This window comes from Siphonobacter sp. SORGH_AS_1065 (assembly GCF_030818595.1).
Taxonomy (GTDB): Bacteria; Bacteroidota; Bacteroidia; order Cytophagales; family Spirosomataceae; genus Siphonobacter.
In genome coordinates, this window is sequence record NZ_JAUTAM010000004.1 from 524,661 (window position 1) to 550,563 (window position 25,903).

Consider the following 25,903-nt stretch of genomic DNA (forward strand, 5'->3'; position numbering starts at 1 on the left):
TTTCATCCGCCGTGGTTGGTGTCCTCACCAACCACGGCGGGGAGAACTCGTCTGGGGCTTCCATTTCAAAACGTCTTCTCCATTTTACAGAGTTCTTCCCTTTTCAAATTCCTACCTGCGGATCATAGGAAACACAGGATGCCTCGGTTAACACCCGGATTATCATCCGGGGCTATTCATGTTGAACCCCGATGGGGTTATGCCTCCCATTTCAAAAAGTCTTGCCTACCTTTATTGGTTTTCACTTTCCAACTGCCAACTGCCAACTGCCAACTGCCAACTGCCAACTGCCAACTGCCAACTGCCAACTGCCAACTGAAAACTGCCAACTGAAAACTGAAAACTGAAAACTTTATTACCCATTTATTACGAAAAGAGGCTATTTATTAAATAATTATTACCCTTATTCAGAGCCCGAATAAGCAGAGTTCCGTCATCTATTTTTGTTTAATTCTTAACTATAAACGAATATGATACGGAACAAATGGACGCTGGCCTTAGGCGTCCTTGCTATGGCTTTAAACGCCTGTATTAAAGACCACAACCCTCAGCCCGTTCTTTCCGAAAATGCCGCTGCCTTCCGTGAGGTTTCTACCACAACCCTAGGTGGTGAGGCCGCCGCTGAGATTTCGGCTTATGATCCCGCTACGAAGCGTTTGTTTACAGTTAACAACGCTTCCAAAGCTCTTGTAGACGTTCTCGACTTCTCTTCCTTCCCCGCTAAGAAAATTCAATCTATCGATATTTCTACTCTGGGCGGCGTAGCCAATAGCGTAGCCATTTCGGATGGTAAACTGGCCGTTGCTCTGGAAGCAACCAACAAGCAGGCCAATGGTAAGGTGATTGTTATCAATACCAGCACGCTGACTGAACTCAAACAAATTACGGTAGGTGCCCTACCCGACATGGTAACCTTCAGCCCCGATGGGAAATACATCGTTACGGCTAACGAAGGAGAACCAAACGCAGCTTATACGAACGATCCTGAAGGTTCTGTTTCGATCATTGACGTTACGAATAATTACAGCGTAAAGACCGTTAACTTCACAGCTTTCGCCAGCCTTCAGTCACAGTTAGTGGCTGGTGGCTTCCGTACATTTGGCCCCAATGCGGGCGATTTTTCTAAAGATATTGAGCCTGAATACGTAGCCATTTCAGAAGATTCTAAAAAGGCCTGGGTTACGCTTCAGGAAAACAATGCTATTGCTGAGGTTGATCTGATTTCGGGTACAATTCTAAAAATCAATCCCCTGGGAACGAAGGATTATAGCGTAGCGATGAACGCCATTGATGCGTCCAATGCAGATGGCAAAATCGAGCTAAAAACCTGGCCGGTAAAATCTTATTACATGCCCGATGCCATTTCTTACTTCAAAATCGGTGGAACGGGTTACCTGATTACTGCCAATGAAGGCGACGCTCGCGATTACACGGCTTTCAAGGAAGAAGCTCGCGTCAGCACGCTGAAACTTGATCCCTCAAAATTCCCGAATGCGACTGAATTACAGAAAAATGAAAACCTGGGCCGTTTGAATGTTACCACGACTGCGGGAAAAAACAGTGCAGGTCTGTACGAAGAACTGTACGGCTTTGGGGGGCGTGGTTTCAGTATTTTCAACGCTTCAACGGGTCAGCAGGTCTTCGAGATTGGTAAAGCTCTGGAAGAAGAAGTAATCAAAGCAGGTAAATACGACGATTCTCGTTCAGACGATAAAGGTGTTGAACCTGAAGGCGTTACAATAGGTATCGTAAATGGGAAGACGATTGCTTTCGTTGGTCTGGAACGTGCGGATGCCATCGCGGTGTACGACGTAACCAATCCTACAGCTCCGAAATTCCTGCAACTCATTGCCACGGGTGATGCTCCCGAAGGTGTTTTATTCATTTCAGCAGATAAGAGCCCGAATGGCCGTAGCATGCTGGTTGTAAGCAGCGAAGGCGACGGAACCGTTAAGATTTATCAGCCTGATTTATTATAGGTTTATTGTTCCTTCTGGTTTATTTAACGTCCCGAAAGCATCTTATTTTCGGGACGTTTTTTTCATTAGAACCTTCTTGCCTCAACAAAATGCGTCTCTCAGCATTAGTCTCTCTCACTAATGAATCTTTTTGAAATTAGGCTTTAAAATACCTTTCTAATTTACCTTCTACTTTAGCTTTTTATATCTATCCATACTCTTTTAAAAGGCTATTAAGTGATTTTTACTACTTGTAAAACATACATTCCCATTATATTATTTTACTTTATTAAAAGAATATTATAGATCTATAATAGTACAAATCATAGACAATATCGACTTATACACGACATATATAATCAAAAATCAAGAACAAATTATCAGTAAATAATTTAGTTTTAAAAACATAATTTATTATTTGTATAATTATTAGGCAATAAATGATATGCAAACCTATTATTTATATAAATAATACTATTAAATATTATATATAACAAAAATTAAAACACTCAATATTAACCAATGATATTTTTTATTTATATATAAATATTTAAATAAAAGTCAACCCCCATTTATGGGTATTTATATATTTATACGAGACTTATACCTTGCATTATAAACAGCTTAATAACAGCACATTACACTATAATTAATTTAGTATAAAAGCACTATTAATTCCAGCAGTAGCATGGCATAAAACTTAATATTTTGAAAGCTAATTATCATTCATATAAAACAACAATAGTTAACGTATCTATGCAGATACAGTAACATATTTGTCATCTTAATAGTGTTTTTTAATTATCAAACACAGATAATATTTAATAAAAATCTACTCATTTAATAAATCAATAAGTATACATAAAACCCTCGCCATTACTTACGTAATTATATATTTTCATTTATCATTTTTAATAAAAATCAAAAATTCACTATATGATTTAACCGCCAGCATTTATTTTAATTTATTTCTAACTATCACCCCATTAAACCTAATCATTGTCCATGAGAAAAATTTTATTTCCTGTTATGCTAATTACAGCATTTCAAAGCTGGGGGCAGACCGTAGACCAACCGGAGCCCGAACGTCCTTTGCCTAAATATACCAATGGCTTCGCTGTGGGCTTAAAGGTAGGAACTAGCGGTGTGGGATTGGATATTTATCGATCCATCAATCGACGCTTTGATGCACGGCTGGGAGTAAGTGCATTCAATTATAATGCTCGTTTTGTATCAGGTTCTGCTACGGATGATATCCAGATTGGATTGAATGGTAAAATCAAATTAAATACGATCAACGCATTACTTGACTACTATCCATTTAAACGAGTGGGGTTACGCCTTACCGGGGGATTAATGGTAAACTTAAATCAAGTAAACTTCGATGGTGCTCCCACCAGAGATGTCAAATTTAAAGACTTATCGTTTACAGCAGAGGAAGTTGGCTCGCTGTCTGGTAAAGCTGAATTCAACAAAGTTGCTCCTTACATAGGCTTTGGATTTGGGCAACCCTTTTTAAGAAAACGCCTGAAGTTCAATGCTGATATAGGCTTCTTTTATCAACAATCACCCATGATTTCGCTGGTTGCTACTAAAATGCTCCAGCCTTCTGAAAATCAGGGTCCTGTCATTGAAAAAAACTTACAGCCTCTGAAGTACTATCCTGTGCTGGTCTTTGGTCTTTCGTACCGTTTAAATAAATAACCCCTTATTAAATAACTACCGCCTAGTTATGAATTTCAAATCTATTTTTCTACAGAATCGTCTTTTACGGGGAAGCTTGGGCATCCTGTTCATCGGAGGTATTGCGATAGCCTGTCAGGATTTAAAAGACATGATGAGTCTTGATCCATTAAAAGACGTAAAATTCACCATCAACGCAGATCCCTTCGTGGCTCCAGTGATGATTAAGTTCGTCAATGCGAATGTGGATGCCGTCAACCAGCCTACCTCGTTCAATGTAAGTATTGAAGGCCCTAACTCCAGCGTAGTATTTATGAGTGATGGCTCCCAAAATTATAAAGTGACGGACGGATTATTACCCCTGGGGATGCGTTCGAAAGTGAAGCCCACCGCCGATGCACCGCTGAAATTTACAATCTCAGCAACTGTTCCGGGATTTAGCCCCGTATCGTACAACGTCACGTTAACCGATGACAATGCAAGTACCATTCAGATTCCATTGGTGGAGTTTGCCAATCCAGCCGAGGGTACCTCTGCCGCAGTTGTTAAAACCAATCTTGATGCCAATGGATCAACGTCATCAACCGTAACCATTACGGCCCCGCAAACCGCAACGAAACCCGACGTAGCAACCATTAGCATTACACCGGGAACCCAAATGCAGGACGCTGCAGGTAAGGCTGTTCCTTCTGGTCAGGTTCAGATGAATATCGTTCATTATACGCCCTCTTCTCAGGAATCGGTCGTTGCTTTTCCTGGGGGCTTTATCGCAGACAACGTAGTTGATGCCAATGGAAAACCAGCTGACCCAGTAACCTTCGTCACGGCTGGTTTTGTAGCCGTTGATATGTTTGCGGGAAGTACCGAAGTTAAAAAATTCTCCAAACCCGTAGACGTTAAAATTGGGTTAGATGAAAGTCTGGTGAATCCAACGACTGGTGAATCCATAAAAGCGGGAGAAGTTGTACCTGTATGGAGCTTGAATGAAGAAACGGGTGAATGGAAAGAAGAAGGTACAGCTACGGTTACTGCTGGCTCAGATGGGAAATTAACCGCTCAGTTTAAAGCAGCTCACTTGTCTTTCTGGAATTTAGATTGGGGATTTAATGGTATTAGAGACTGCCTTCGTAAAAAACTAACTATAAATTTTAAATCAAATACGATTAAGACCCGAGGAAACACTTACGAAGTACAGCTTCAAACCGAATACGGGGCCTATTTAACTGGTTCGCATAGTCAAGAGATATACGATGGCCTTAGTTTTACCCTCCCGCGATCTCCAGCCTATAACAAAGTAAAAATTGTAGTGTACGATATGTGGGGATCTAAGCAGATTGCACAAACGAATGTATTTAATCCTTGCTCAACTGATAACATAACCGTAAATGTAAACCCTCCGGCTCCACCAGCTTTCGTAAACTTGGCTTTCAATTTTTCTGTGTATAGTTCAAGTAGTAAAATATTAACCAAACCTTCAGGATGGGTTTCTATGAATAAAACTACGGGTAACTGGTGGGAACCCGGAACTAATGTGTACATGTACGTTAACGTCGGCAATGGGAATAGTCAGGTAATTAAGAATGGAACCTATAATGTTGGTGCATACTATGATAAAAAGTGGCAGGAAACGCTCATTACCTTCGATCCTAGTAAATTGCCGATGACCATTAATGATAAAGATGTCAAAGGAAATGTAACGTATGATGCAGGCTCAAATACCATTACTGTAGATATGGTCTCCTACGTGAAGTAGTGGAACAAAGAATACATCTTTTAAAAATTTCAACCTATCTTTTCATTAACCCTGTGACTCTATAAAATGAGTCGCAGGGTTAAAATGCCTCCAGGAAGTTAGCTACTACTTGGGGGCATTTTTTATCAAGCGTAGATTACTTCACTTACTACCATAAGCATCAAATCCAATTTAAAACCTTATCAGCCCGATTGACTAAAGCTGTATGACTCTGTCATTCGTTTCTCCGTAAACTTCTTTATTTTCGCAAGAGATAGCTGGCCTAACCTTTCGCTGGTTCTCTCTTTACTATATGCGTGGCATTTATTCCATTTTGCTTTTAATCGTCTCCAACGTCTTCATGACGCTGGCCTGGTACGGTCACCTTCAGGTCAAACAATGGCCTGCGTTAGCCAAACTTTCACTCTTTGGCGTTATTTTTCTAAGCTGGGGCTTGGCTCTGTTTGAGTACGTTTTTCAGGTTCCGGCCAATCGCATCGGCTCCGAAGAAACGGGTGGCCCCTTCACCCTTTTTCAGCTAAAAATCATTCAGGAAGTCGTTTCGCTAACGGTATTTACACTCATGGCCGTGTACCTTTTTAAAACGGATAAACTGGCCTGGAATCACCTTGTAGGCTTTATCTTTCTGGTTATTGCCGTGTTTTTTATCTTCAAAAAATGGTAAACGTCAGACTGTCTCTGAATGGGCTGCTGCTTGCCCTCTTTTTACTGGCGTTAATGTCCTGTTCCCATCAGGCCGTCTCGCCCATTCAGGGAAGCTGGCGGCTAATTTCCTATTGCCAGCCTAAGACTGACTCAACCTGCACGCCCATGGCCGTCCCGAACGATAAAATCGTTCTGCTTAATCTCAATCAAAAGGGAGAATTCAATGAAGAATACAAGAATACCCTTCCTATTCATTATGCCTTTCTGGGTTGCGGAAATGGTACGTTCACGCTGGAAGATTCCTATTTGTTAATCAAAGCTCCCTGCATGTCTTCGCTGAGTGGCAAGTTATTTAAGACAACTTTTCTGGATAATAACCGACTGATTTTAAATCCAGTAACTGATAACCGAACGTTACAAACGGGTGAGTTTATGCTGGAACGGCAGTAAAACAAAAAAGCTCAAACCTAACAGGTGAGAGCTTTTCAACAAAACAGTATTCTTAACCTATTTCTATTTCCAGGCATTCTTCAGGAAACGTAAGAAGTTTCCGTGCATTACCTTCTTAATATCTTCTTCGCTATACCCCCGCTTAGCCAGTAAGCCCGGAATGTTTTGCAAATCGGCAATCGTTTCCAGATCATACGGACACTGCTCCCGACCGAAAGCTCCGTCCAGATCCGTTCCAATGCCAATGTGGTCGGCATTGCCAGCAATCTGACAGATATGATCGAGGTGGTCAATTAATACGTCCAGATTACAGTTCATGCCTTCGGGCGTAGACACGCCACGGACCCAGTTAGGCACCATCATCCAGGCATCCAAAGCACCGCCAATAACCGCTCCGCGACTGATAAGTTCACGAATCTGATCATCGCTGAACTGACGATTATGGTTCACCAGCGTCCGGCACAGGTTATGACTTGCCCAAACCGGCCCGTTGAAGTGATCCATTGCTTCCCAGAAACTGTCGTCACACAGGTGGGTTGCATCCAGAATAATGTTGAGACGCTCCATTTCTTTGAGTAAGTCCTGTCCGGCTTTGCCCATGAAGCCCGTGGCATCGGTTCCCTGAGCGTAACGTCCCGGCCCGTAATGAGCAGGACCAATGGCACGAAGGCCGTAGTTATAGGCTCGCTCCACATGGTCAATGGTAACAATGGAGTCAGCTCCTTCCAGACTCAGGATATACCCTACCGGCTTTTGGTCGTTGGGAGTTCCATCGTTCCAGAGAGCCAGGTGCTTTTCCAGCCCAGCCCAGTCGGTAATCTGCGTCATTTCACCCTCCTCTTCCATGGCTTTATACCACGAAACCTGGCCCTGCGTCTGGGCCCAGGCCTGCTGGGGCGAATGCCAGCCCGGCAGATGGTTATCGGGAGCTACGTAACGACCAATCTGCGTGGCTACGACGATTCCAATGTTTCCCTTCCGAAGTTCGGGTAAGGAAACCGTTGCTTTCGCCCGGTCAGGCTTATCGGTTAAGCCTTTTTCTCTGGCGTTGAGCTGCTCGACGGGTAACCGCAAATCGCGGTTCCACTCCATCGCATTCATACTCAAATCCAGGTGAGCATCAAAAATGAACATTTGAGTTTTGAGTTTTGAGTTTAGGGTTTTGAGTTTAGCACTTGTTATAGGAACAACTTAAAACCACAATGGCAGCTCTTCTTTTTAACTCAAAACTAAAAATTCCCAACCCTAAACCTCTTATACTAATTCAAACAAAGCCTCGATCTCGACGGGGATGTTGTCGGGGAGGGAGCCGAAACCTACGGCGGAGCGAACGCCGATGCCGTTTTCTTCACCCCAAACCTGAGCAAATAACTCACTGCAACCGTTGATGATATAAGGATGACGCTCGAATTCGGAAACGCAGTTGACCATCCCCAATACCTTGATTACCCGCTTGACACGGTCAAGGCTACCAACGTGCGTTTTGATGGTGGATAGAATGGTTAATCCTACCTGACGAGCGGCCATTTTACCCGCTTCAGCATCAATTTCACGACCAATCCGGCCAATGATCAGACTCTTGTCGTCCTGCACGGGTCCGTGACCAGAAACGTAAAGGTATTTACCGTCAATCAGGTAAGGCTTATAAACCCCTAACGGCGTAGGGGCGGGAGGTAACGAAAGTCCTAATTTAGCAAAGGCAGCTTCAGGGCTAAGTAATTCAACAGTTGTTGCGGCTGTGCTCATGAGATTAAAATTTAGTTATTAGTTTTTGATGTTTTGAGTTTAGGGTTGTGAGTTTGGGGTTATTAAAAACGAACTCAAAACTCACAACCCTAAACTCAAAACGGCATTTGCTATATGATTTGATTCAAAAGTAATACCCCCAATAAACCTACAATGGCGACGAGGGTTTCCATCATGGACCAGGAACGAATGGTGTCTTTGACGGATAAATTAAAGTATTCTTTGAACATCCAGAACCCCGGATCATTCACGTGCGAAAACATTAAACTTCCCGCTCCGATGGACAATACCATCAGGTTAGGATTAATCGCCTGCTGAGTCATCAACGGAGCGATAATGCCCGCTGCGGTTAGTCCGGCGACCGTAGCTGAACCAATACAGACTCGAATGATGGCTGCAATAAGCCAGCCTAAAAATAACGGTGGCATTTCCAAACTTTGGAGCTGATTGGCAATTTCGGTGCTCAGTCCGCTGTCAGTTAATACCTGCTTTAAGGCTCCCGCTCCACCACTGATTAGGACAATCATGGCGATGTCCTTAACGGCAGTTTCGTAGGTTTTCATGACTCCGGTCATGCTTTTTCCCCGACTGATTCCAAGCGTAAAAGTGGCTACGATTACAGAAATCAACATCACAATCGTCGGGTCTCCGATGAAGCCTAAGACGCCTTCGAAGGGGTTACCCGGATAAAAATGTGACAACGTGGTCAGGGTTAATAAGCCGACGGGGAGTAACGCTGTAAAAAAGCTGCTAAAGCCGCTGGGTAACTCTTCTTCAGGAATAAAACTGGCCTGAAAAGTTACTAATGGCTCTGAATGAATGCCTTTCAGGGTTAAAGCATAAACCGGACCAGCGAGGATAATCGTGGGTACAGCAATGATTAATCCGTATACTAAGGTCAGTCCCATATCCCCGTGAAACTGGCCAACTAAGGCCGCTGGCGAAGGGTGTGGCGGTAAAAACCCATGAGCCACTGACAGAGACGCCAACATAGGCAACCCAATGGCCACGGCGGGTAAACGGTATTGGTACACTACCGAAAAAATCAGTGGCACCATCAACACGAAGCCAACGCCGTAAAACAGAGGAATCCCGATGATAAACCCCGTACAGACTAGTCCCCAGTGAATATATTTTTCGCCGAACAACCCCATCATCACTGAGGCAATTTTCTGAGCGGCTCCGCTTTCGGCCACCAGTTTTCCCAGCATGGCTCCGAGGGCAATGATTAATACCAGCGAACCCAGGGTATCACCAACTCCTTTCTGTATGGATTGTCCGATTTTTATCAGAGGAATACCTAATAACCAGCCCGCTAAAACCGAAACTAGCAGAAAGGCTAAAAAGGGATTGACTTTGGCCCAGACAATAAGTAACACTAGTAAAACAATACAGGCAGCAACACTAAGCATTCGATCCGTTTTCTGTTTGCGGTTTTCTGTTTTCAGTGAAAACGTAACCTTTGGTTTTTAAGCGACCTCTTTATTATTTAAACGTTGTTCCTACTGGCAACGAATAGATGCTAACAGCACAATCAAGGTTATTGATGCCGCTGCCAGCTTTTTCGCTGGCAGCACTACTCCATTCCTACCAACCAAGCTAAAGTCCCAGCTTTTGCTGCCAGCGAAAAAGCTGGCAGCGGTGATTTCAAGCTTCCATCGTAGCCCGGCCAGCTTTTTTGCTGGCAGCACTACTCTATTCCTAACAACTAAGCCAAAGTCCCGGCTTTTGCTGCCAGCGAAAAGCTGGCAGCGGTGATTTCAAGCTTCCATCGTGGCCCGACCAGCTTTTTCGCTGGCAGCGGTAATCGGCACCTAAAACCCGCCAGTGAAATTTTCACTATTCCAGCCGCAGGGTACTAATTTTCTGAGTATTGCCTTCAATCCGCATGTTGTCCTGATAGACCACCGCCCGGTATTCAATTTCGTTATAAGACTGAATATTACCTTTCACTAATTCCAGCGTCATTTTGCCGGTATTGGTTACGGGATAAATATCCGTTGACTTCCATTTTTCATTGAATTCTTCGTTCAGCGAACTTTGTACGGGACGATACTCGAAGCCAATGCGATACTCTTTTCCTGAACCCATTCTTACGACATCTGCCGTCAATTTCAGGTTACCGTTTTTCAGCTTTTCAGCACTTACCGTACGGAACTGCATGGGCGTCAGAGCCGCTTCTACGTTTTTGAGTTTTACTACGATGGGATTAGGCCATTTGTGATTGTTATAAATCCGCTGAGCCCGAACAACTGAGATTTTCAACCCTTCCGGCGTTTGCTCGAAGCGAGCCCGACCATCCACGTTAGGTTTATATTCCACGACATTACCCGTTTGTCCTAATACTGAAACTTCCGTATTCGCCGTTGCTTTTACCGAACGAATCAGGAATTCCCGACGCTCGCCGCGAGGCCAATCGGGCATGTTCGTTAAGTACGCATAAACGGTATTTTCGTCTTTCTTCTTCGTAAACCAAATGTCATTTTCCGTGCGAACAATCCAGGGGCGAACGTTATGCACCGCTTCCTGATTAATGAAATGCCAGGCTCCAATTTCCATCAAACGACCTTCCTGACCTTCGTTCAGATTGCCCCATTGAGTAGGTCCTACATTGAGTAGATAAGCCCCCCCCTTGGCCCGTGATTCGATCAGAATGTTCAGTAACTCCGTGCCTGATTTATAGTGTTCATTGGTAGGCTTGTAATTCCAGGCTGTTCCCATCGTCATGTTGCTTTCCCAGGCCGTCACTAACGTCTCTCCAGGTAAATACTGCTCAGGTGTAGGTAAGGCTCCGCGAGTAATCAGACAGTTCGGCTGGTATTTCCAGACCGTTTCTTTAACCTCTTCTTTCAACACATCACTGTCAATAAAGAACAAATCTACCGGACCATATTTGGTCATTAATTCCTTCGTCTGTTCCACTACGAATTTCTTGTACTCAGCCTGAAAGGGCTTCGCCTTCTCCCAGTGGTCATCGCGGGTAATGTCTTTCATGCCATTCTTGTAGGCAAAAACAAAATCTTCGGGCGAATAATAAAAACCAACGGCTAGCCCCCACTTCCGACAAGCGTCCACGTATTGCTTTACGATGTCCTTTTTGTAAGGCGTATTCATCACGTTGAAATCCGTGGTTTTGGTGTCCCACATGCAGAATCCGGCGTGGTGTTTGGTCGTGAACATGATGTACTTCATGCCCGCATTTTTTGCCAGCATCACGATCCTTTCAGCATCCCAGTCTTTGGGATTGAAGGTTTGAGGCAGTTCCTTGATGTAACGCTCCACATAATCCGGTGAAGCTCCCACGAGCGAGTGGCTGATGACGACGCCAAGCTGTGTATCCACGTTCCAGTGAATAAACATCCCAAAGCCTACATCTTTCAGCCACTCCTCACGTTCGGGCTTGTTATGGTTGGCACCAAAATTCTCAGTTTCCTGAGCGTAACCAGCCAGGGCAAATAAAAACAGGAAGAGGAAGCAGGATAATCGACGCATTATTAGTTTAGGGTTTAGGGTTTAGAGTTTTGTGTTGGGGATTTGTCAAGGTTACTATTCCGTTTTCTGAATAACTCAAAACTGCACTGGCAGTAACCCTAAACCCAAAACTCTAAACTCAATTCACAATCAGTTCATCCATCAAAAGCCAGGCCTTATTATCGGCTCCATATTCGCCTGCGGGGACAATTCCTTTATTCTCCGCTTTGATTTTAATGAATCGGGCTCTGGTGGGCTGAAACTGTCCTTTGATTTCGTTGATTCCGTTTATTGGGAAGTCTTTGTACTGATACACTTCCCGGTAATTTTTTCCGTCTTCTGAAACCAGCATGTGCAGGGCCGTGGGTTCCCAAAACCGCTGCCAGTGGTATTTTAAAACGTTGATGCGGATTTCGGAAACCGTTTCCGTTTTCTGTAAATCCAGCGTCCACTCAGCATTCTCACCCAAGAATCCTAACCACTCGCCAGTGTTGTAACGAGCCGTTCCCTGAACACCATTGACCGCTACGAGTGAACTGGAGGTAATGAAGTTACCCTTCGGAGCCGTCGCCAGCAAAAGGGGCTTACCTGTGGATTTGGAAATGGTGAATGATTTTTCGAACACCCGGCCCTGCTGAACTTTACCCTGAAAAACCGCCGCTCTGATCGTCTGCGTTTTCGGGATGGGTAATGCTGAAGTATAGATCGAACTCGTCGCTTGTGGCTCACTTCCGTCGGTGGTATACCGAATGGTTGCCTGGGGTAAAGTGGTCTTTAACCGAAGCTGAATTTTCCCCGGTGCCGTCACTAAAACGGTGTCCGTAATTTCGTCGAAAACCTTCGCATAGTTTACCTTCAGTCGTTTAAGTAAAGATTCATTTTTCCGTAAGCGTCTTAAAAAATCGGTATACGTTCGTCCCGTTTTCGGTGACCAGGCTATTTCGGCCACGGCCAGTGCCCGTGGAAAAATCATGTATTCGGCTTTGGCATCTGTCGATAAGTATTCACTCCAGACATTTCCCTGAACGCCCAGTAAATACGAGGCCTCTTCCTGAGTTAATGAATCAGGAACGGGTTCGTAACTATAGACCTTACTTAACGGCGTATACCAGGCAGCGGCTACTTGTTCCTGAGGATATAAAGATTGGTAGAAATCGAAGTAGACAAACATTTCGGGTGTCATAATGGCCTTATGCTTCTGACGCATGGCCTCGATACCTCCTTCGGTTCCCCGCCAGCTCATTACGGTCGCTCCGGGCGACAAGCCCCCTTCCAGAATTTCGTCCCACCCAATGATTTCACGGTTTTTCGTCAACAGGTATTTCTCCATTCGTTGTATGAAATAACTCTGCAACTCGTGCTCATCTTTCAGCCCTTCGTGCTTCATCCGGGCCTGGCATTTCGGACAGCTTTTCCAGCGGGTCTTCGGACATTCGTCACCACCGATGTGGATGTACTTTGAAGGAAATAACTCGACAACTTCGTCCAGAACATGTTGTAAAAAAGTGAACGTGCTGTCGTTTCCTGCACAATACACGTCATCGAAAATCCCCCAGAAGGTAGCAGCCTGATAAGGCCCGCCCGTGCAACCCAGAGCCGGAAAAGCCGACAACGCCGCCAATGCGTGACCGGGCATTTCGATTTCGGGAATGATGGTAATGTGGCGTTGGGCCGCATAACGAACGACCTCGCGGACTTCATCCTGCGTGTAATAGCCGCCGTATTTTTTGCCGTCGAAACGGTGAGGAAGTTCGCGTTTATGACCGATCAGCGTCTGACTGCGGAAGGCCGCCGTTTCCTGCAATTGTGGGTAACGCTTGATCTCGATTCGCCAGCCCTGATCGTCCGTCAGGTGCCAGTGAAAGGTGTTGAACTTATACTGAGCCAGCAGGTCAATATACTTTTTAATAAAAGGCACCCGGAACCAGTGGCGGCTGACATCCAAGTGCATACCCCGGTACGAAAACCGGGGATAATCCTTAATACTACAGGCAGGTAATCGCAGGTCAGAAGACTGACTAATCAACTGAACGAGCGATTGTACGCCATAGAACAGTCCGGCCTGATCGTGCCCGATCAATTCAATGCTTTTGGGTTGAATTCGCAGGTGATAACCTTCCGGCTGGGACACCTTCAGCGAATCAATTTTCAGGGAAATAGAGGCATTTGTAGAGGACACAGGCAAGGTAAATCCGGTCAACGAGTGGATTTGCTCCTGGGTCAGTTTCAGTAAAGCAGCCGGCACACCGGAATCGGACGAAAGTTTCGCTAAGGCCGTAAGCGTGAATTCGCCCGAGTTCCGGTGATAGGCTACCGGTTGAGGAATGAGCCCGCTTTGAGCGAACCCATTTCCAAAACCAATGAAGAAAAGTACTATGGTTACTAGGTATTTCATTCCTGAACTATTCAAATGAGTGAGGCCTCAAGGTAATACGCTGCCTACATTCACTCACTCATTCTATCATTCACTCCTTCAAAATTATTACTGCTTATCTAACCAGATTCGAGTCATAAACTCATTGGTTCCCTGAGCTGCCACTACTTTATAATAGTTTTCAGCGTTCAGGTTTTCTTCCGTTGCGGGGTATAACATTCGTCTGAAAATTTGTCCTCCGGTGATATTACCCGCGTAGTTATTCGGCACCAGAGCGGGGTAACCTGTACGTCTCCAGTTGAGGAATACTTCCTGAGAGTTAGGAAATACGGATACCCAGAACTGCGTATGAATTTGTTCCATCTGAGCCGCCACAGTGCCCGTTTTCAGAGCTTGTGCCGTTACATAAGCATTAATGTTTGCATCAGAGATAACGCCATCGCTACCATACAACGACCACTGACGTAACGCTGCCCGAGTTCCTAAAGCATACAGGTTTGCTGCCGTTTCAGTAGTATACCAACCCCGAAGTGCTGCCTCTGCCAGATAGAAATTTACCTCTGCATTGGTTAATACCAACATAGGAGCACTTAACTTCAGAAGCGTATTCTGGTTAGGCTCTGAGTAGGTCACGAAATCGCTAGGTTTTGTGTTGGCAATGTTGTGAGCCATACCTTTCTGAATGGAGGGGTCATTACTGGCTTTTCCATTCACGTATACCACGGAAATTACGGGTAGACGCGGATCATTCGTTGCTTTCAGGTAATCAATAAAAACCTTATCGTACTTGCCCCCTTCAGGGTTACTATTACCATTAGCCAGGATATAATCACTGTTCAACATCCAGTAGGCCAACGGATTTTGATTAATGATCTGTCCAGAAGCCAGATACGAGATTTTAGCCAGATCCGCATCATCACGAATAACGCCACCTGCAATCGCCTTCTTCACCCAGGTCTCAGCCAGCGTACTATTGGCTTTAGTCATTCGCATACCCATGCGTAACATCAGAGAGTACGCAAACTTTTTCCACTTCGTCAGGTCTCCACCATAAATCATATCGGCGGCACCAAACGTCGTCTTCGTCGCATCAAACATGCCTACTGCTGTTTCTAACTGAGCCAGAAGATCGGTGTAGATGCTTTGTTGTGAATCGTAAACGGGCTTGTAATTACTCGATACGTAACCAAGAGCAGCCTCTTTATAAGGAATATCACCGTATAAGTCGGTAACTTTTGAGAAACAGTACACCTGCCAGATTTTAGCAATAGCCAGTTTATTAACCAGAGCTGGATCTTTCTCAAAAGCTCGTATGATTTCGCCCATTTCATTGAGCTCTTTCGTATAGGCACTACTAAATACCGCATAGGGGGCCGTTCCCTGATTAAAAATGTATTTAGAGCCCCAACCTGCCACGTCATTGTAGCTGGTCGTGTATTGCATGGTGCCTTGTAAACCCGTGATCATGTTTCCTACGGCATCATACTGAGCTTTCGTAAATACATAATCTCCGTTGATCGTACTGGAAGCATCCGGGTTGGTATTCAAGGCCTCAAAGCCTTTGTCGCAGCTTTGCAATGCGGTCAATACCAGTAAACAGGCATATATTTTATAGAATCTTTTTTTCATCGTAGTCGGTAATTAGAATTTCAAGAGAAGATTCAAACCATAACTTCTGGTTCTGGGCAAGCCAATCGATTCAAAACCTTGGTTCGAACTGTTCGTAAAGCTTTGCTCAGGGTCAAAATTGTCCGTGTTTTTATACAGCGTCAGAATATTCCGTGAAACAAATGAGATACTAGCTGACTGAAGTTTCAGGAGTTTGAAGTTTTTTACCGGAATGTTGTAGCTCACCATGGCCTGACGAAGCTTAACAAAGCTGGCATCATGCAGGAAGAGTTCCGTGTAATTTTTATCATTGTCATAATAAGGACGCAGATTTTCCTTAGCAATCGTCTTCGTAAAGGCATCTCCACTTGCCGTCACACCCGTTACCGTCAAGCCATTTTCACGACCGTCAAGGGTTCTTTTCAGTTTACCCATTCGGTTCGCATATACCTCTAATACAGAGAAGATTTTGTTACCGAACTTACCATCAAGGAGGAAGTTAAACGAGAAGTTTTTGTAATGAAATTCGTTAGTTAATCCCATCGTTAACGGAGGTACCCCTTTGCCTAATTCATGCAGATTTGATTTTAAAGCATAACCCGTCGTTGGATCGTAGATAATGTTACCATTCGCATCCCGCTGACGAGTCGTACCCACGATTGTTCCGTACGAACGGCCTTCAATCGAGTTAATATAAGCCCAGTTTCCTACCGAGGTAGCCATTTGTAAAGACGTAATACCATCCGCCAGTTTGATTACTTTACTGTCGTTATAGGCTACGTTATAGCTGATGTCCCAACCGAAATTTTTCCGACGAATAGGGCTATACGTTACTAAGGCTTCAATACCCTTGTTACTCATCTTACCTACGTTCATGTACACCGAATTATAGCCAGATGTTTCGCTAATGCTCGTCTGAACGATGTCGTTGGTAGTAGCACGGTTATAATACGTCAGGTCTAACCCTACCCGGCGGTTCAGGAATTGTAAGTCAACCCCCACTTCATAAGTGGTAGAAGTCAAAGGTTTCAGCCCTGCATTGGTAATAGCCGTACTGGTTACGTTCTGCAAGGGTTGTCCTGAACTAGGTACCATTGAATACGTCAGATTAATGGCATAAGGATCAGGCGTAGCCCCTCCTACCTGAGCCCAGGAAGCCCGAATCTTGGCAAAATCAATGGCTCGGGGTAATGCTATGGCCTGCGACAGAACGAAGCTACCACCAATGGATGGGTAAAAAATGGAGTTGTTTTTAGGACTCAAAGTAGAGAACCAATCCTGACGACCCGTCATGGTTAAGAACGCAATGCCTTTGTAATCTAAATCTAATGATCCAAATACCGAGTTCGTACGTACTCTCTCATTCCGCGGAGTCGTAGTGATCGTTCTTAAATTCGTAGAGCTATAGAAGTAAGGAAGTACGTAGTTACTACCCGCAATATTGATTTGGTTGTAGTTATAATCACGACGGTTTGCTCCAACGAGAGCCGACAGACCAATCGTAGAAGCAATCTTGGTATTATAGTTTGCCGTTACCATTGCATTGGTTTCGCTTACGTCGGTCTTCAGTTCGTTATACTCGCCGTTAGGAACGTATAAAGTGCCAGTCGGAAGGATGTATTTATACTGATAGTTGAAGAAGTCGCGGCTAACCGTTCCCTTCACATACAGGTTATCCAGGATGTTGTAAGTCAAACCAAACTGACCGATAAAACGGTTCTTCGTATCGTTCTGCTTGTATTTATTGATAACGAAGTAGCTATTGGAAGCAATGGAAGCATCATTCCAGGCAATTTCATTATTGTTTGCATCATACCCTGGAGCCAGCCAGCGAATGTCTGAGGTATTACCAATCATATAAGGAGTCCAGTTGGGATTTCCCAAAGCATCCCCCGCTCCCGTTTTGTTGTTGTTAGCTTCGATGGTGTATTGAGCCAAGGCCTCTACCGCAATTTTAGGTCCAAATCGTCCATTCAGGTTCAGGTTACCCGTTTTACGATTATACGTCTGCGTTGGCAATATTCCTTTAGCGTCCAGGTCAGATACGGAGAATCGATAGTTAACATTCTCATTTCCACCATTGACGGCTAATGTATTAGTAAAAGTCTTACCCGTCTGATAGAAGTTTTTCAGGTTATTCCGCTGGGCAACGTAAGGATGAGTTAAGCCATCAGCGGCTACGAAATCAGAACCATCAATTTTAGCACCCCAGGAACGACGACCCCAGGCAATGCCCTGAGCCTGCGTAGTTGGTTTTGCTGCTCCGTCTCCTTGTCCGTATTCGTACTGCCAATCAGGCACAACGGCGATGCTTTCTGTGGTGAACGTTGAATTGAAGTCGACACCAATGCCTTTTTGAGCACGCCCTTTCTTGGTGGTAATCAAGATAACCCCGTTAGCAGCCCGTGAGCCGTATAAAGCAGCCGCAGTACCACCTTTCAAAACACTCATGCTTTCAATATCGTCGGGGTTAATTCCGCCAATCCCATCGCCGCGGTCCACGTTACCCTGCCCACCGTTGGCTGTCGCACTACCCCCAGGAGTAGTGTTATCAATCGGCATCCCGTTAATTACATAAAGGGGCTGGTTCACTCCCGTTAATGAACCATTCCCGCGAATAATGATACGGCTCGACCCGCCAGGTCCTGTCGAAAGACCTGTAGCATTCACCCCGGCAATTTTACCAGAAAGGGCATTGGCTACGTTGTTTTCACGAGCCTGGGTAAACTCAGAGCCTTTCACTTCCGTTACCGAATAAGCCAGAGCTTTTTTATCCCGCTGGATACCTAAGGCCGTTACGACTACTTCGTTCAGGCTTTTGGTATCTTCTTTCATGGCCACTTCCAGATTCGTCCGTCCGCCAACGGCTACTTCTTGTGACAGAAATCCTACATAAGAGAATACTAATGTTGCATTTTCAGCCGCCATCAGGGTAAACTGTCCCTGAGCGTCAGTAACAGTTCCTTTGGTAGAACCTTTCTCGACAACCGTAACGCCGGGTAACGGAGCTCCGTCACCAGCATTGGTTACTTTTCCAGTGATAGTCTGGGCTATCGCAGGAATTCCGATGAGCCAGAAGAAAGCAAAGAGCCTTCCGAAACGGCCAGGAAAACAGGAGGGTAGAATTTTCATAGAAGTACAGGATAAGGATTTTCCAAATGGACTTGCCAGGTTAATCCGCATAACTTGCAAGCTATTTGCATTTTTTGCGAAATATAGGCACTTATTTATCGACTTTGCAAATAAAATTTTACAAAATGACCATTATCATGCATTATCAACCATAAAATATTACTTTTACAGCATTATTAATTGCAAAACATGCATTTTTAGATATATTACAATACTATTAATGTTTTTTAAGATTCAGGAATTTCACTAGTAGCCAGCAAACGGTAGCCACTCCCTGCTGATTTTTTTTACCTTTGTTTATTCAACAGTAATCCACTTAACGAATGTCAGTCGTTTTCTTAAAAGAAGACCGTAAGGATCTGATTATAAACCAAGTGAACCTTCATACCCGTATCACCCTTACGGATTTAGCCAATACCCTTAATGTTTCGGAGGATACCATTCGCCGGGATATTAATGACCTGGCCGACGAGGGAAAATTGATTAAAATACGGGGTGGAGCGATGTCTAAGGCTTATCACTACTCTTCGCAACCCGTGGAGAGTTACGCCCATGACAGCAAAAAACTCATTGCAGAAAAAGCAGTTTCCTTATTAAAAGACGGAATGCTGGTTTTGATGGGCGGTGGTACGACCATTCGGGAGTTTATCAAGATGATCCCGAATGAGCTGAAAGCTACTTTCCTAACGGTCAATCCATTAACAGCCGTAGAATTACTGGATAAGCCAAATCTGGAAATTATAATGATTGGCGGCCCCATTTCCCGCTACAGCCAGATGGCCGTGGGCGGCGACGTATATCAACGATTGTCAGAGATTCGCGTAGACCTGTGTATCATGGGAACCAACGCATTAGACGCTAAAGAAGGGCTAACCGATTCAAACTGGGAAACAGTACAGGCCAAGAAAGCCATGATTCGTGCCTCCGAAAAGATTGCAATTCTTGCAATATCTGAAAAAATGAACAGTGTTATGTCCATGAAAGTGGCAGATCTGCGGGAAATCGATTACCTGGTTACCGAACTTTCGCCTGAATCCAGTCTTTTGGCTCCTTACCAAACGGGCAAGACGCTGGTGATTTAGTTGTTAGTGATTAGTTGTTCGTTTTAGAGATAAAATGACACAGCATCACGTATTTTCTAACAACCAGTAACAAATGACTAACAACTCTCATTACCATTTGCTTTATAACAAAAGTGGCCTGTGAAACCAATCACAGACCACAGTAAAGTTCCTAACAACCCTCAACCCACCACTAACCACGCTATCTACTCCGCCAGTTGATAAATACAGGGCAGGTTCCGGCCAAGACCGTCGTAATCCAGTCCGTAGCCCAGCACAAACTTATTTTCAATCGCAAAGCCTACATACTTCAACGTTACCGGAATGCGGGTCGCTTCGGGCTTGTGAAGCATTGTCGCAATTTCAATGGAACGGGGCTTTCTCGCCGTTACCTGACCCAGTAACTCAGCCATGGTATGACCCGTATCTACGATGTCTTCGATAATAACTACATCACGACCGCTGATTTCTTCGCTTAAACCCAGGATCTGCTTCACTTTTCCCGTCGTGCCTGTACCTTCGTAAGAATTAAGGCGAATGAACGTAATTTCGCAATCGATCCTGATGTTTTTCATCAATTCGGCCACAAACAGAAACGAGCCATTCAGCACGGCAATCAATAAGGGACACCGCCCCGCATAATCGCGATCAATCTGCTCGGCTAGCTTCGCAATTCGTGCTTCCAGCGTTTCCTGATCAATAAAAATGTCAAAATGTTTATCGTGAATCTGTATCACTTGAGTTGGGATTAGGGAAGTACGTTTCAGGTTTGCTTTCGTTTGAAAGTTTGAGTACATAAAGACCGCCTTTCCACGGGGCAAACAAGAATTACTTCAGGGAGAAACCAATAAAACCGTACGCTTTCCTTTACCTGAAGGCTCGCTGATCTTCAAAGGAAAAGTCAATTTTTCATTCATTGAAAACCCAAAATTAGCTTTCCTATCTTTGTAAGTGTCAAAACGAAAAAAATTCAGATTAAATTTAAACGACTTTTTAATAATTGCCGTTGATCTTACCACAGCTACTCTGTAACGTACAATCCCGTGAGAGCTTTTTTCAAAGCCATGAAAATCAATTTAGTAACCTTTTTCTTAGTCCTAATTACCCTTACTTCTTCGGCACAATCCTGGTTTGAAACGGCGGAGAAAAATGAGCAGGCCCGCTCGGGTGGAATGCTGCTGAAACGCACCGAAGTGCAGATCGAAGCGACCGACGCGATTAACGCTATGTATAACTATAACTTTCCGGAAGCCCTGAAGGAGTTTGGTTACTTGCGGGCTCGTTACCCTGAGCATCCGCTCCCCTATTTCCTGTTTGGCTTGGCAGAATGGTGGAAAATCGTTCCGAACACGGATAACGATATGTATGATGCGAAGTGCGAGTTATTCATGGACGAAGCCATTGAAAAAGCCGAAAAATTGTATGATCAGGGTGGGAATCAGGAAATTGAAGCCAGTTTCTTTCTAGCCGCCTCGTATGCCTTCAAATCCCGAATGTACGCTGAGCGGAAAAAATGGCTTAAAGCGAGTAATGCCGGAAAAAACGCATTGAAGTATTTTGAAAAATGTAAAGGTCACGAAGATTTTTCTCCCGAAATGGCCTTCGGTGACGGTCTGTATAATTATTACCGACAATGGGTACCGGAAAATTACTCGGCTTTAAAACCCATTTTCTGGTTTTTCCACGAGGGTGATAAGAAAAAAGGAATCGGTCAGTTGGAATGGGTTTCCCGCAATGCCTTTTACAGCCGAACAGAAGCTCAATACTTTTTACTTCAGATTTATGCTTCTGAAAATCAGCACGAAAAGGGGTATCAGTTGGCTCGTTACCTGCACATCACTTATCCCTGGAATCCCTATTTTCACCGCATGTATGCCCGCGAATGTTTCGTAACGGGGCATATTAACGAAGCCGATGTGGCATCGAAAGCCATCCTGGAACGCTATGACAACCGTCAGTTTGGCTACGAGCCTGTCAGTGGTCGTTACGCCGCGTATATTCTGGCGTATTACAATCACTTTTTTTATCATAATATTCCGGCAGCAAAAGAGTATTACAAACGCACAATTGCTTTTGCGGAAATGAATGGAGCTACCGAATCGGGTTACCATACGTCGGCTCTCTTGAACCTCGGAAAAATTGCTGATGGCGAAGGAAATCTGGAGGAAGCGAAGCAGTATTACGAAAAAGTGCTCCGTTTTGCGGACAAGAAAACGTCTCAGCGAGCCGAGGCAAAAAAATTGCTGGACAATAATCGCAAACGCCAGAAAGAGCAACGCAAAAAGAAGTAGTGGAACATCCTTTTCTACTATGCTTTCATGAATGTATTAGCGATTGGTGATATTCACGGACGAACCAACTGGCAGCAAGCCCCAATAGCCGCAGCGGATAAGGTCATTTTCATGGGCGATTACGTTGATTCCAAAGAGTTTTCGGATGAACAGACGGATGAGGTTTTAAAGCAAATTGTAGCTTTAAAAGAAGCAGAACCGGAGAAGTTTGTGCTGTTACTGGGCAATCACGACGTGGCTTATCTGCATTATCCAGAACATCCCTGCTCGGGTTTTCGGTTTTACATGCAAAAGAAATGGACGGCTTTTTACCGGGAGCATCAGTCGGCTTTTCAGGTCGCTTACCAGCTTGATCATCATTTGTTTACGCACGCGGGGATATCCCGTCTCTGGGCCCGTAAGCATGGTATTAAAGGCGACCATTTAGCAGATACCTTGAATGCCTTACAGGAGACGGCTGCGGGTCGGGAAGCCTTGTTTGAGTGCGGAGCCATTCGCGGCGGAAATCCGGGTGCCACGGGCGGGCTAGTCTGGGCCGACCAGCGGGAGACGGCAGGGCATTATATATCAGGTTTTCACCAGATTGTCGGTCATACACCTTTACCCGAAATTCGGAAATACGGAGACGAAGAAAGTTCGATTACTTATATCGATGTATTAGGCAAAACGGTTGACTTCTGGGAACAAGCGTTTTAAGGGATAAGTAGTTGTTAGCGGCTGCGGTTGTTAGTTATTTATCAAATAAATTTATTCCTCAAAAATAGTCTCTAGTCCACCACTGCCAGCGTGGCCCGACTAGCTTTTTCGCTGATAGTAATTAACCGCCAAACCCGCTGCCAGCTTTTTCGCTGGCAGCAATGACTTAGGCTATGAAGTCTATTTTGGTAAAGTAAGCTGTTGCTGATAGTGGAGCCACGCTGGCAGCGGCATAACCAGACTACCTCTTCAGCAAAACTGGATGTGTTTGGCTGACAGCAGTACAAAAGATATATCTCATCATACCTCATTCAAAAAAAGGAACAAAATCCGATGATTTTGTTCCTTTTAAGTTCTTGTAATAAGAGAATAATATACTTTTTGCTGTAAAATGTTGACTGTCAATCGAACCACTGACAACCGTAGCGGCAGTTGCTAACAACTATCAACTACTTTATTCTGAAAGATTCACTTTGCTTTTGATAGCCTCGGGCAAGGACGCTTTCGGCAGAATAACATTGATGGTATTCAGGTCAAAATAGGGTTCAGAAACGTAGATGTATCCTTTGTAGGGTCCTGTTTTGTCACCCCATGAATTCTTCACCAGATAGAAATTCTTTCCCGTTGCGTTAGTGCCCATTCCGGCAATTTGCATGAGGTGGTCGTCCACGGTAATCTGACTGTCGAATAACTGCTGACGAAACGACTGATCAATTTTTTTCTCGCTCACATCCGGCGAATCAGCTTTGTCACTTTTATCAATTACGGCTACCGCAAAACCTTTGTCTTGTTTGAAGCCCAGATTACTAATATCAGCATCCCACATGATGGTATACCCCTGACTGAGCGACTGTTTTACTGCGGCAGTTAAGTCTTCCAGCGGTACGTTCAGGTAACGTTGGTTAGCCCAGTTATCGGGAATTTCCAGTACGAAAGACTTGTAAAAAGGATGGTGCGTAAAGCTGGTCAGGCTAACGTAATCGTTAGGATTAAACTGCAATACCTGATCCGCGAATTCGCGGGGCGTATAGGTTTTTCCTTTATAGTCAAATGAGGCAGGCACTGTTCCGAATTTTTCATCCAGAATCTTCGTATAGCCCTCTTCCCAGTTCGGGTCAATGGGTGACTTTTTCATGACCTCTGCCAGATAGGCTTTCAAATCTTTTACCAGCTTCCCGTGGCTATGATTCGTCTCGCCATTTTTCAAACCGGAATACACCGATTCGGGAACGGCACCGTATAAAGTAATGGCATTTAGTACATCGTGACCCAGCCCCCCTTCATCAAACTGAGCTTTTCCCTGCCGACGCACGTAATTACGAGCTTTTTCAAGGTAAATATTCCGAACGGTAAACATCTCCGAAATATCAAATTCGCCGAGATTTTTCCGCAGACACTCCGATTCGATCATTGCTGTTGACGAAAAGCACCAGCAAGTACCCGTGCCTCCCTGATTTTTAACAGAAGTTACCTGAGACTGTTGAGTAGTTCTCAGCCCCAACTCAGGTGACTGAGCGAAGGCAGTAAAGGAGGTTAATAATAGAGAGGATATTAGTAGATTTTTCATGGTTTTAATAATTCAAGCTTTAGTGTTTGTAAGGCAGGAATATTACTACTTTCCAGATTTTGGATCAGTAACCTCCATTTATCTAATCTTCGATTAATAATGTCGTGAAATTCTCTAAACGAAGTAGTTCCAACCAATTTTTGCAAATCAATTTTCACTCTTCGACTTAAATCGAAACCCCAGCCTTCGGCATCTGGTTTTAGCATTAGAATTACATTATTCCGTTTGAAGTCTCTGTATTTTCTAATGTTACCATTTAATTCTTCAGCAGACAGCTTCTTCAAATACTCTGGTAATCCTGGTCCTCTAGGGTCCTCATCTACAATACCTATGGCATTTTCTTTTTTTGCTAATAACTTACAGGTCTCCCCTCTACTACCGCCAATAATCACACTTCTATTGGGTATATTCAAAAGCGTAATTATCAACTCCTTATGAGCTTTATCCTCAACTATGTATACTCTCATCTAAATAACGATCAAGATTAAAAAATACAGCCTCATCAAAGTCAAATACTTCAGCAATATCCTCTTTACTCATCGGATGTACATGAGTTTCATAATCCTTCATATACGTTACAAAAATATTTAAATCTTCAATCGGCGTTTTTTCAATAAGCGTATTTAACAAATAAGGGTTATGAGTAACTAAAAAGTATTGATTATCAACATCTAACGCAATTTTTTCAGCTAGCTCTTTCGTATAAAATGGAAAGGTATTTGCCTCAGGTTCTTCAAAGAGTAATACTGCATTCTTATTTGATTCAATGGCAGCCAGGTAAAAAATAATTCTTTGAAAAGTATCTGATATGGTTTTATAAGGATGGCTTATTAATACGCCATCTATTTCCCGTGCTATTTCCAGTTTTCTTTCTCCTATTCTTAAATTAAATTTAAAGCCTATATTACTTAACAAATCAACTACTAATTCCCTAAAATCTTTGTTATTATTTAGCAGAAACAGCAGATTACTTCCATTCGGGGAATTGAGAAACTTATTACTACTTATCTTAAAAGACTCAGGAACAGCGAACTTATAATATCGAAACAATCCTTCAACTTTCGACTCTACCTTAATTTCAACGGTTGAATCTTGAGGATCATATTCTGGATAAGTTTCTCCAATTTCAGCCTCAACTCTATCTCCATTTAACCAGAATTTTGCAACGTATGGAAATGAATCTTCCTCTTTATGAGCTATTATAGTTGAAATTGTAGTCGTATTATTTTCAAAAAAAACATTCTCATCCGATTCTACTCTAACAATATCTCTCCAATCAACTCCCGGAGTAAACACGCCCAAAGCCTCTAAAATATTCGATTTCCCAGCATTGGGTTCTCCTATAAATACATTTACCCGTCTGGCCTCAAAATCCAGATTTTTTATTGACTTGAAATTTTTTATAGAAATATGCTTTACCATCTTCTTATCCTTTTTTATCAAAGTTAAGCGTTTAGAGCCTTTTATG

19 protein-coding genes are annotated in these 25,903 nt (G+C 43.9%); 8 read left to right on the forward strand and 11 right to left on the reverse strand.

All coding sequences use genetic code 11. The features are described from left to right. Positions 1–470: 470 nt before the first annotated feature. The 5 genes from QE390_RS02920 to QE390_RS02940 all read left to right on the forward strand — a co-directional run bounded on the left by QE390_RS02920 (position 471) and on the right by QE390_RS02940 (position 6,489). Positions 471–1,979 (forward strand): choice-of-anchor I family protein, encoded by a 1,509-nt coding sequence (locus tag QE390_RS02920; protein ID WP_307141024.1) that lies wholly within the window; start codon positions 471–473, stop codon positions 1,977–1,979. Positions 1,980–2,963: 984 nt separating this feature from the next. Next, positions 2,964–3,662: a hypothetical protein gene (locus QE390_RS02925; RefSeq protein WP_307141025.1), complete on the forward strand. Its 699-nt coding sequence runs from the start codon at positions 2,964–2,966 to the stop codon at positions 3,660–3,662. Between the two features lie 28 nt (positions 3,663–3,690). Further along, on the forward strand, positions 3,691–5,394 hold the full coding sequence (locus QE390_RS02930) for a hypothetical protein (protein ID WP_307141026.1): 1,704 nt from the start codon (positions 3,691–3,693) through the stop codon (positions 5,392–5,394). Positions 5,395–5,686: 292 nt separating this feature from the next. After that, positions 5,687–6,058: a DMT family protein gene (locus tag QE390_RS02935; RefSeq protein ID WP_307141027.1), complete on the forward strand. Its 372-nt coding sequence runs from the start codon at positions 5,687–5,689 to the stop codon at positions 6,056–6,058. Then, positions 6,052–6,489, forward strand: coding sequence for a hypothetical protein (locus QE390_RS02940; RefSeq protein WP_307141028.1), 438 nt, complete (start codon positions 6,052–6,054; stop codon positions 6,487–6,489). Before QE390_RS02935 ends, QE390_RS02940 begins: the two co-directional genes overlap by 7 nt. Positions 6,490–6,552: 63 nt before the next feature. On the opposite strand, the gene QE390_RS02945 is transcribed toward QE390_RS02940, so the two are convergent. The 7 genes from QE390_RS02945 to QE390_RS02975 all read right to left on the reverse strand — a co-directional run bounded on the left by QE390_RS02945 (position 6,553) and on the right by QE390_RS02975 (position 18,820). Further along, positions 6,553–7,623, reverse strand: coding sequence for a dipeptidase (locus QE390_RS02945; RefSeq protein ID WP_307141029.1), 1,071 nt, complete (start codon positions 7,621–7,623; stop codon positions 6,553–6,555). 120 nt (positions 7,624–7,743) lie between these two features. After that, positions 7,744–8,235 carry a RidA family protein gene (locus tag QE390_RS02950; protein WP_106637938.1) on the reverse strand — a complete coding sequence of 164 codons (492 nt, stop codon included), beginning with the start codon at positions 8,233–8,235 and terminating at the stop codon, positions 7,744–7,746. Positions 8,236–8,345: 110 nt separating this feature from the next. Continuing rightward, positions 8,346–9,647 carry a gluconate:H+ symporter gene (locus QE390_RS02955; RefSeq protein ID WP_307141030.1) on the reverse strand — a complete coding sequence of 434 codons (1,302 nt, stop codon included), beginning with the start codon at positions 9,645–9,647 and terminating at the stop codon, positions 8,346–8,348. Positions 9,648–10,074: 427 nt separating this feature from the next. Continuing rightward, positions 10,075–11,727 (reverse strand): alpha-L-fucosidase, encoded by a 1,653-nt coding sequence (locus QE390_RS02960; protein WP_307141031.1) that lies wholly within the window; start codon positions 11,725–11,727, stop codon positions 10,075–10,077. 118 nt (positions 11,728–11,845) lie between these two features. Next, a complete protein-coding gene (locus QE390_RS02965) occupies positions 11,846–14,101 on the reverse strand; it encodes a family 20 glycosylhydrolase (protein WP_307141032.1) in 2,256 nt (751 codons plus the stop codon). A gap of 87 nt (positions 14,102–14,188) precedes the next feature. Then, positions 14,189–15,709: a SusD/RagB family nutrient-binding outer membrane lipoprotein gene (locus tag QE390_RS02970; protein WP_307141033.1), complete on the reverse strand. Its 1,521-nt coding sequence runs from the start codon at positions 15,707–15,709 to the stop codon at positions 14,189–14,191. Between the two features lie 12 nt (positions 15,710–15,721). Continuing rightward, entirely contained in the window at positions 15,722–18,820 is a 3,099-nt protein-coding gene (locus QE390_RS02975) for a SusC/RagA family TonB-linked outer membrane protein (RefSeq protein ID WP_307141034.1), read from the reverse strand. A gap of 323 nt (positions 18,821–19,143) precedes the next feature. Here QE390_RS02975 and QE390_RS02980 point away from each other — a divergent pair, with 323 nt between their 5' ends. Continuing rightward, on the forward strand, positions 19,144–19,902 hold the full coding sequence (locus QE390_RS02980) for a DeoR/GlpR family DNA-binding transcription regulator (RefSeq protein WP_106637933.1): 759 nt from the start codon (positions 19,144–19,146) through the stop codon (positions 19,900–19,902). A gap of 185 nt (positions 19,903–20,087) precedes the next feature. Here the strand turns inward: QE390_RS02980 and hpt are convergent, their stop codons facing one another. After that, positions 20,088–20,618, reverse strand: coding sequence for a hypoxanthine phosphoribosyltransferase (hpt, locus tag QE390_RS02985; RefSeq protein WP_307143529.1), 531 nt, complete (start codon positions 20,616–20,618; stop codon positions 20,088–20,090). A 327-nt stretch (positions 20,619–20,945) separates the two neighbouring features. On the opposite strand from hpt, the gene QE390_RS02990 reads away from it, so the two are divergent. Continuing rightward, positions 20,946–22,172 carry a tetratricopeptide repeat protein gene (locus QE390_RS02990; protein WP_307141035.1) on the forward strand — a complete coding sequence of 409 codons (1,227 nt, stop codon included), beginning with the start codon at positions 20,946–20,948 and terminating at the stop codon, positions 22,170–22,172. Between the two features lie 27 nt (positions 22,173–22,199). After that, entirely contained in the window at positions 22,200–22,868 is a 669-nt protein-coding gene (locus QE390_RS02995; RefSeq protein ID WP_307141036.1) for a metallophosphoesterase, read from the forward strand. A gap of 454 nt (positions 22,869–23,322) precedes the next feature. Here QE390_RS02995 and QE390_RS03000 read toward each other — a convergent pair whose 3' ends face one another. From QE390_RS03000 to QE390_RS03010, 3 genes are read right to left on the reverse strand one after another with little or no spacing between them, the layout of a single operon-like run. Continuing rightward, positions 23,323–24,435 carry a C1 family peptidase gene (locus QE390_RS03000; RefSeq protein WP_307141037.1) on the reverse strand — a complete coding sequence of 371 codons (1,113 nt, stop codon included), beginning with the start codon at positions 24,433–24,435 and terminating at the stop codon, positions 23,323–23,325. After that, positions 24,432–24,902: a hypothetical protein gene (locus tag QE390_RS03005; RefSeq protein ID WP_307141038.1), complete on the reverse strand. Its 471-nt coding sequence runs from the start codon at positions 24,900–24,902 to the stop codon at positions 24,432–24,434. The genes QE390_RS03000 and QE390_RS03005 overlap by 4 nt, the downstream gene beginning before the upstream one ends. Then, positions 24,883–25,857, reverse strand: coding sequence for an ATP/GTP-binding protein (locus QE390_RS03010; RefSeq protein ID WP_307141039.1), 975 nt, complete (start codon positions 25,855–25,857; stop codon positions 24,883–24,885). The genes QE390_RS03005 and QE390_RS03010 overlap by 20 nt, the downstream gene beginning before the upstream one ends. Positions 25,858–25,903 lie beyond the last annotated feature (46 nt).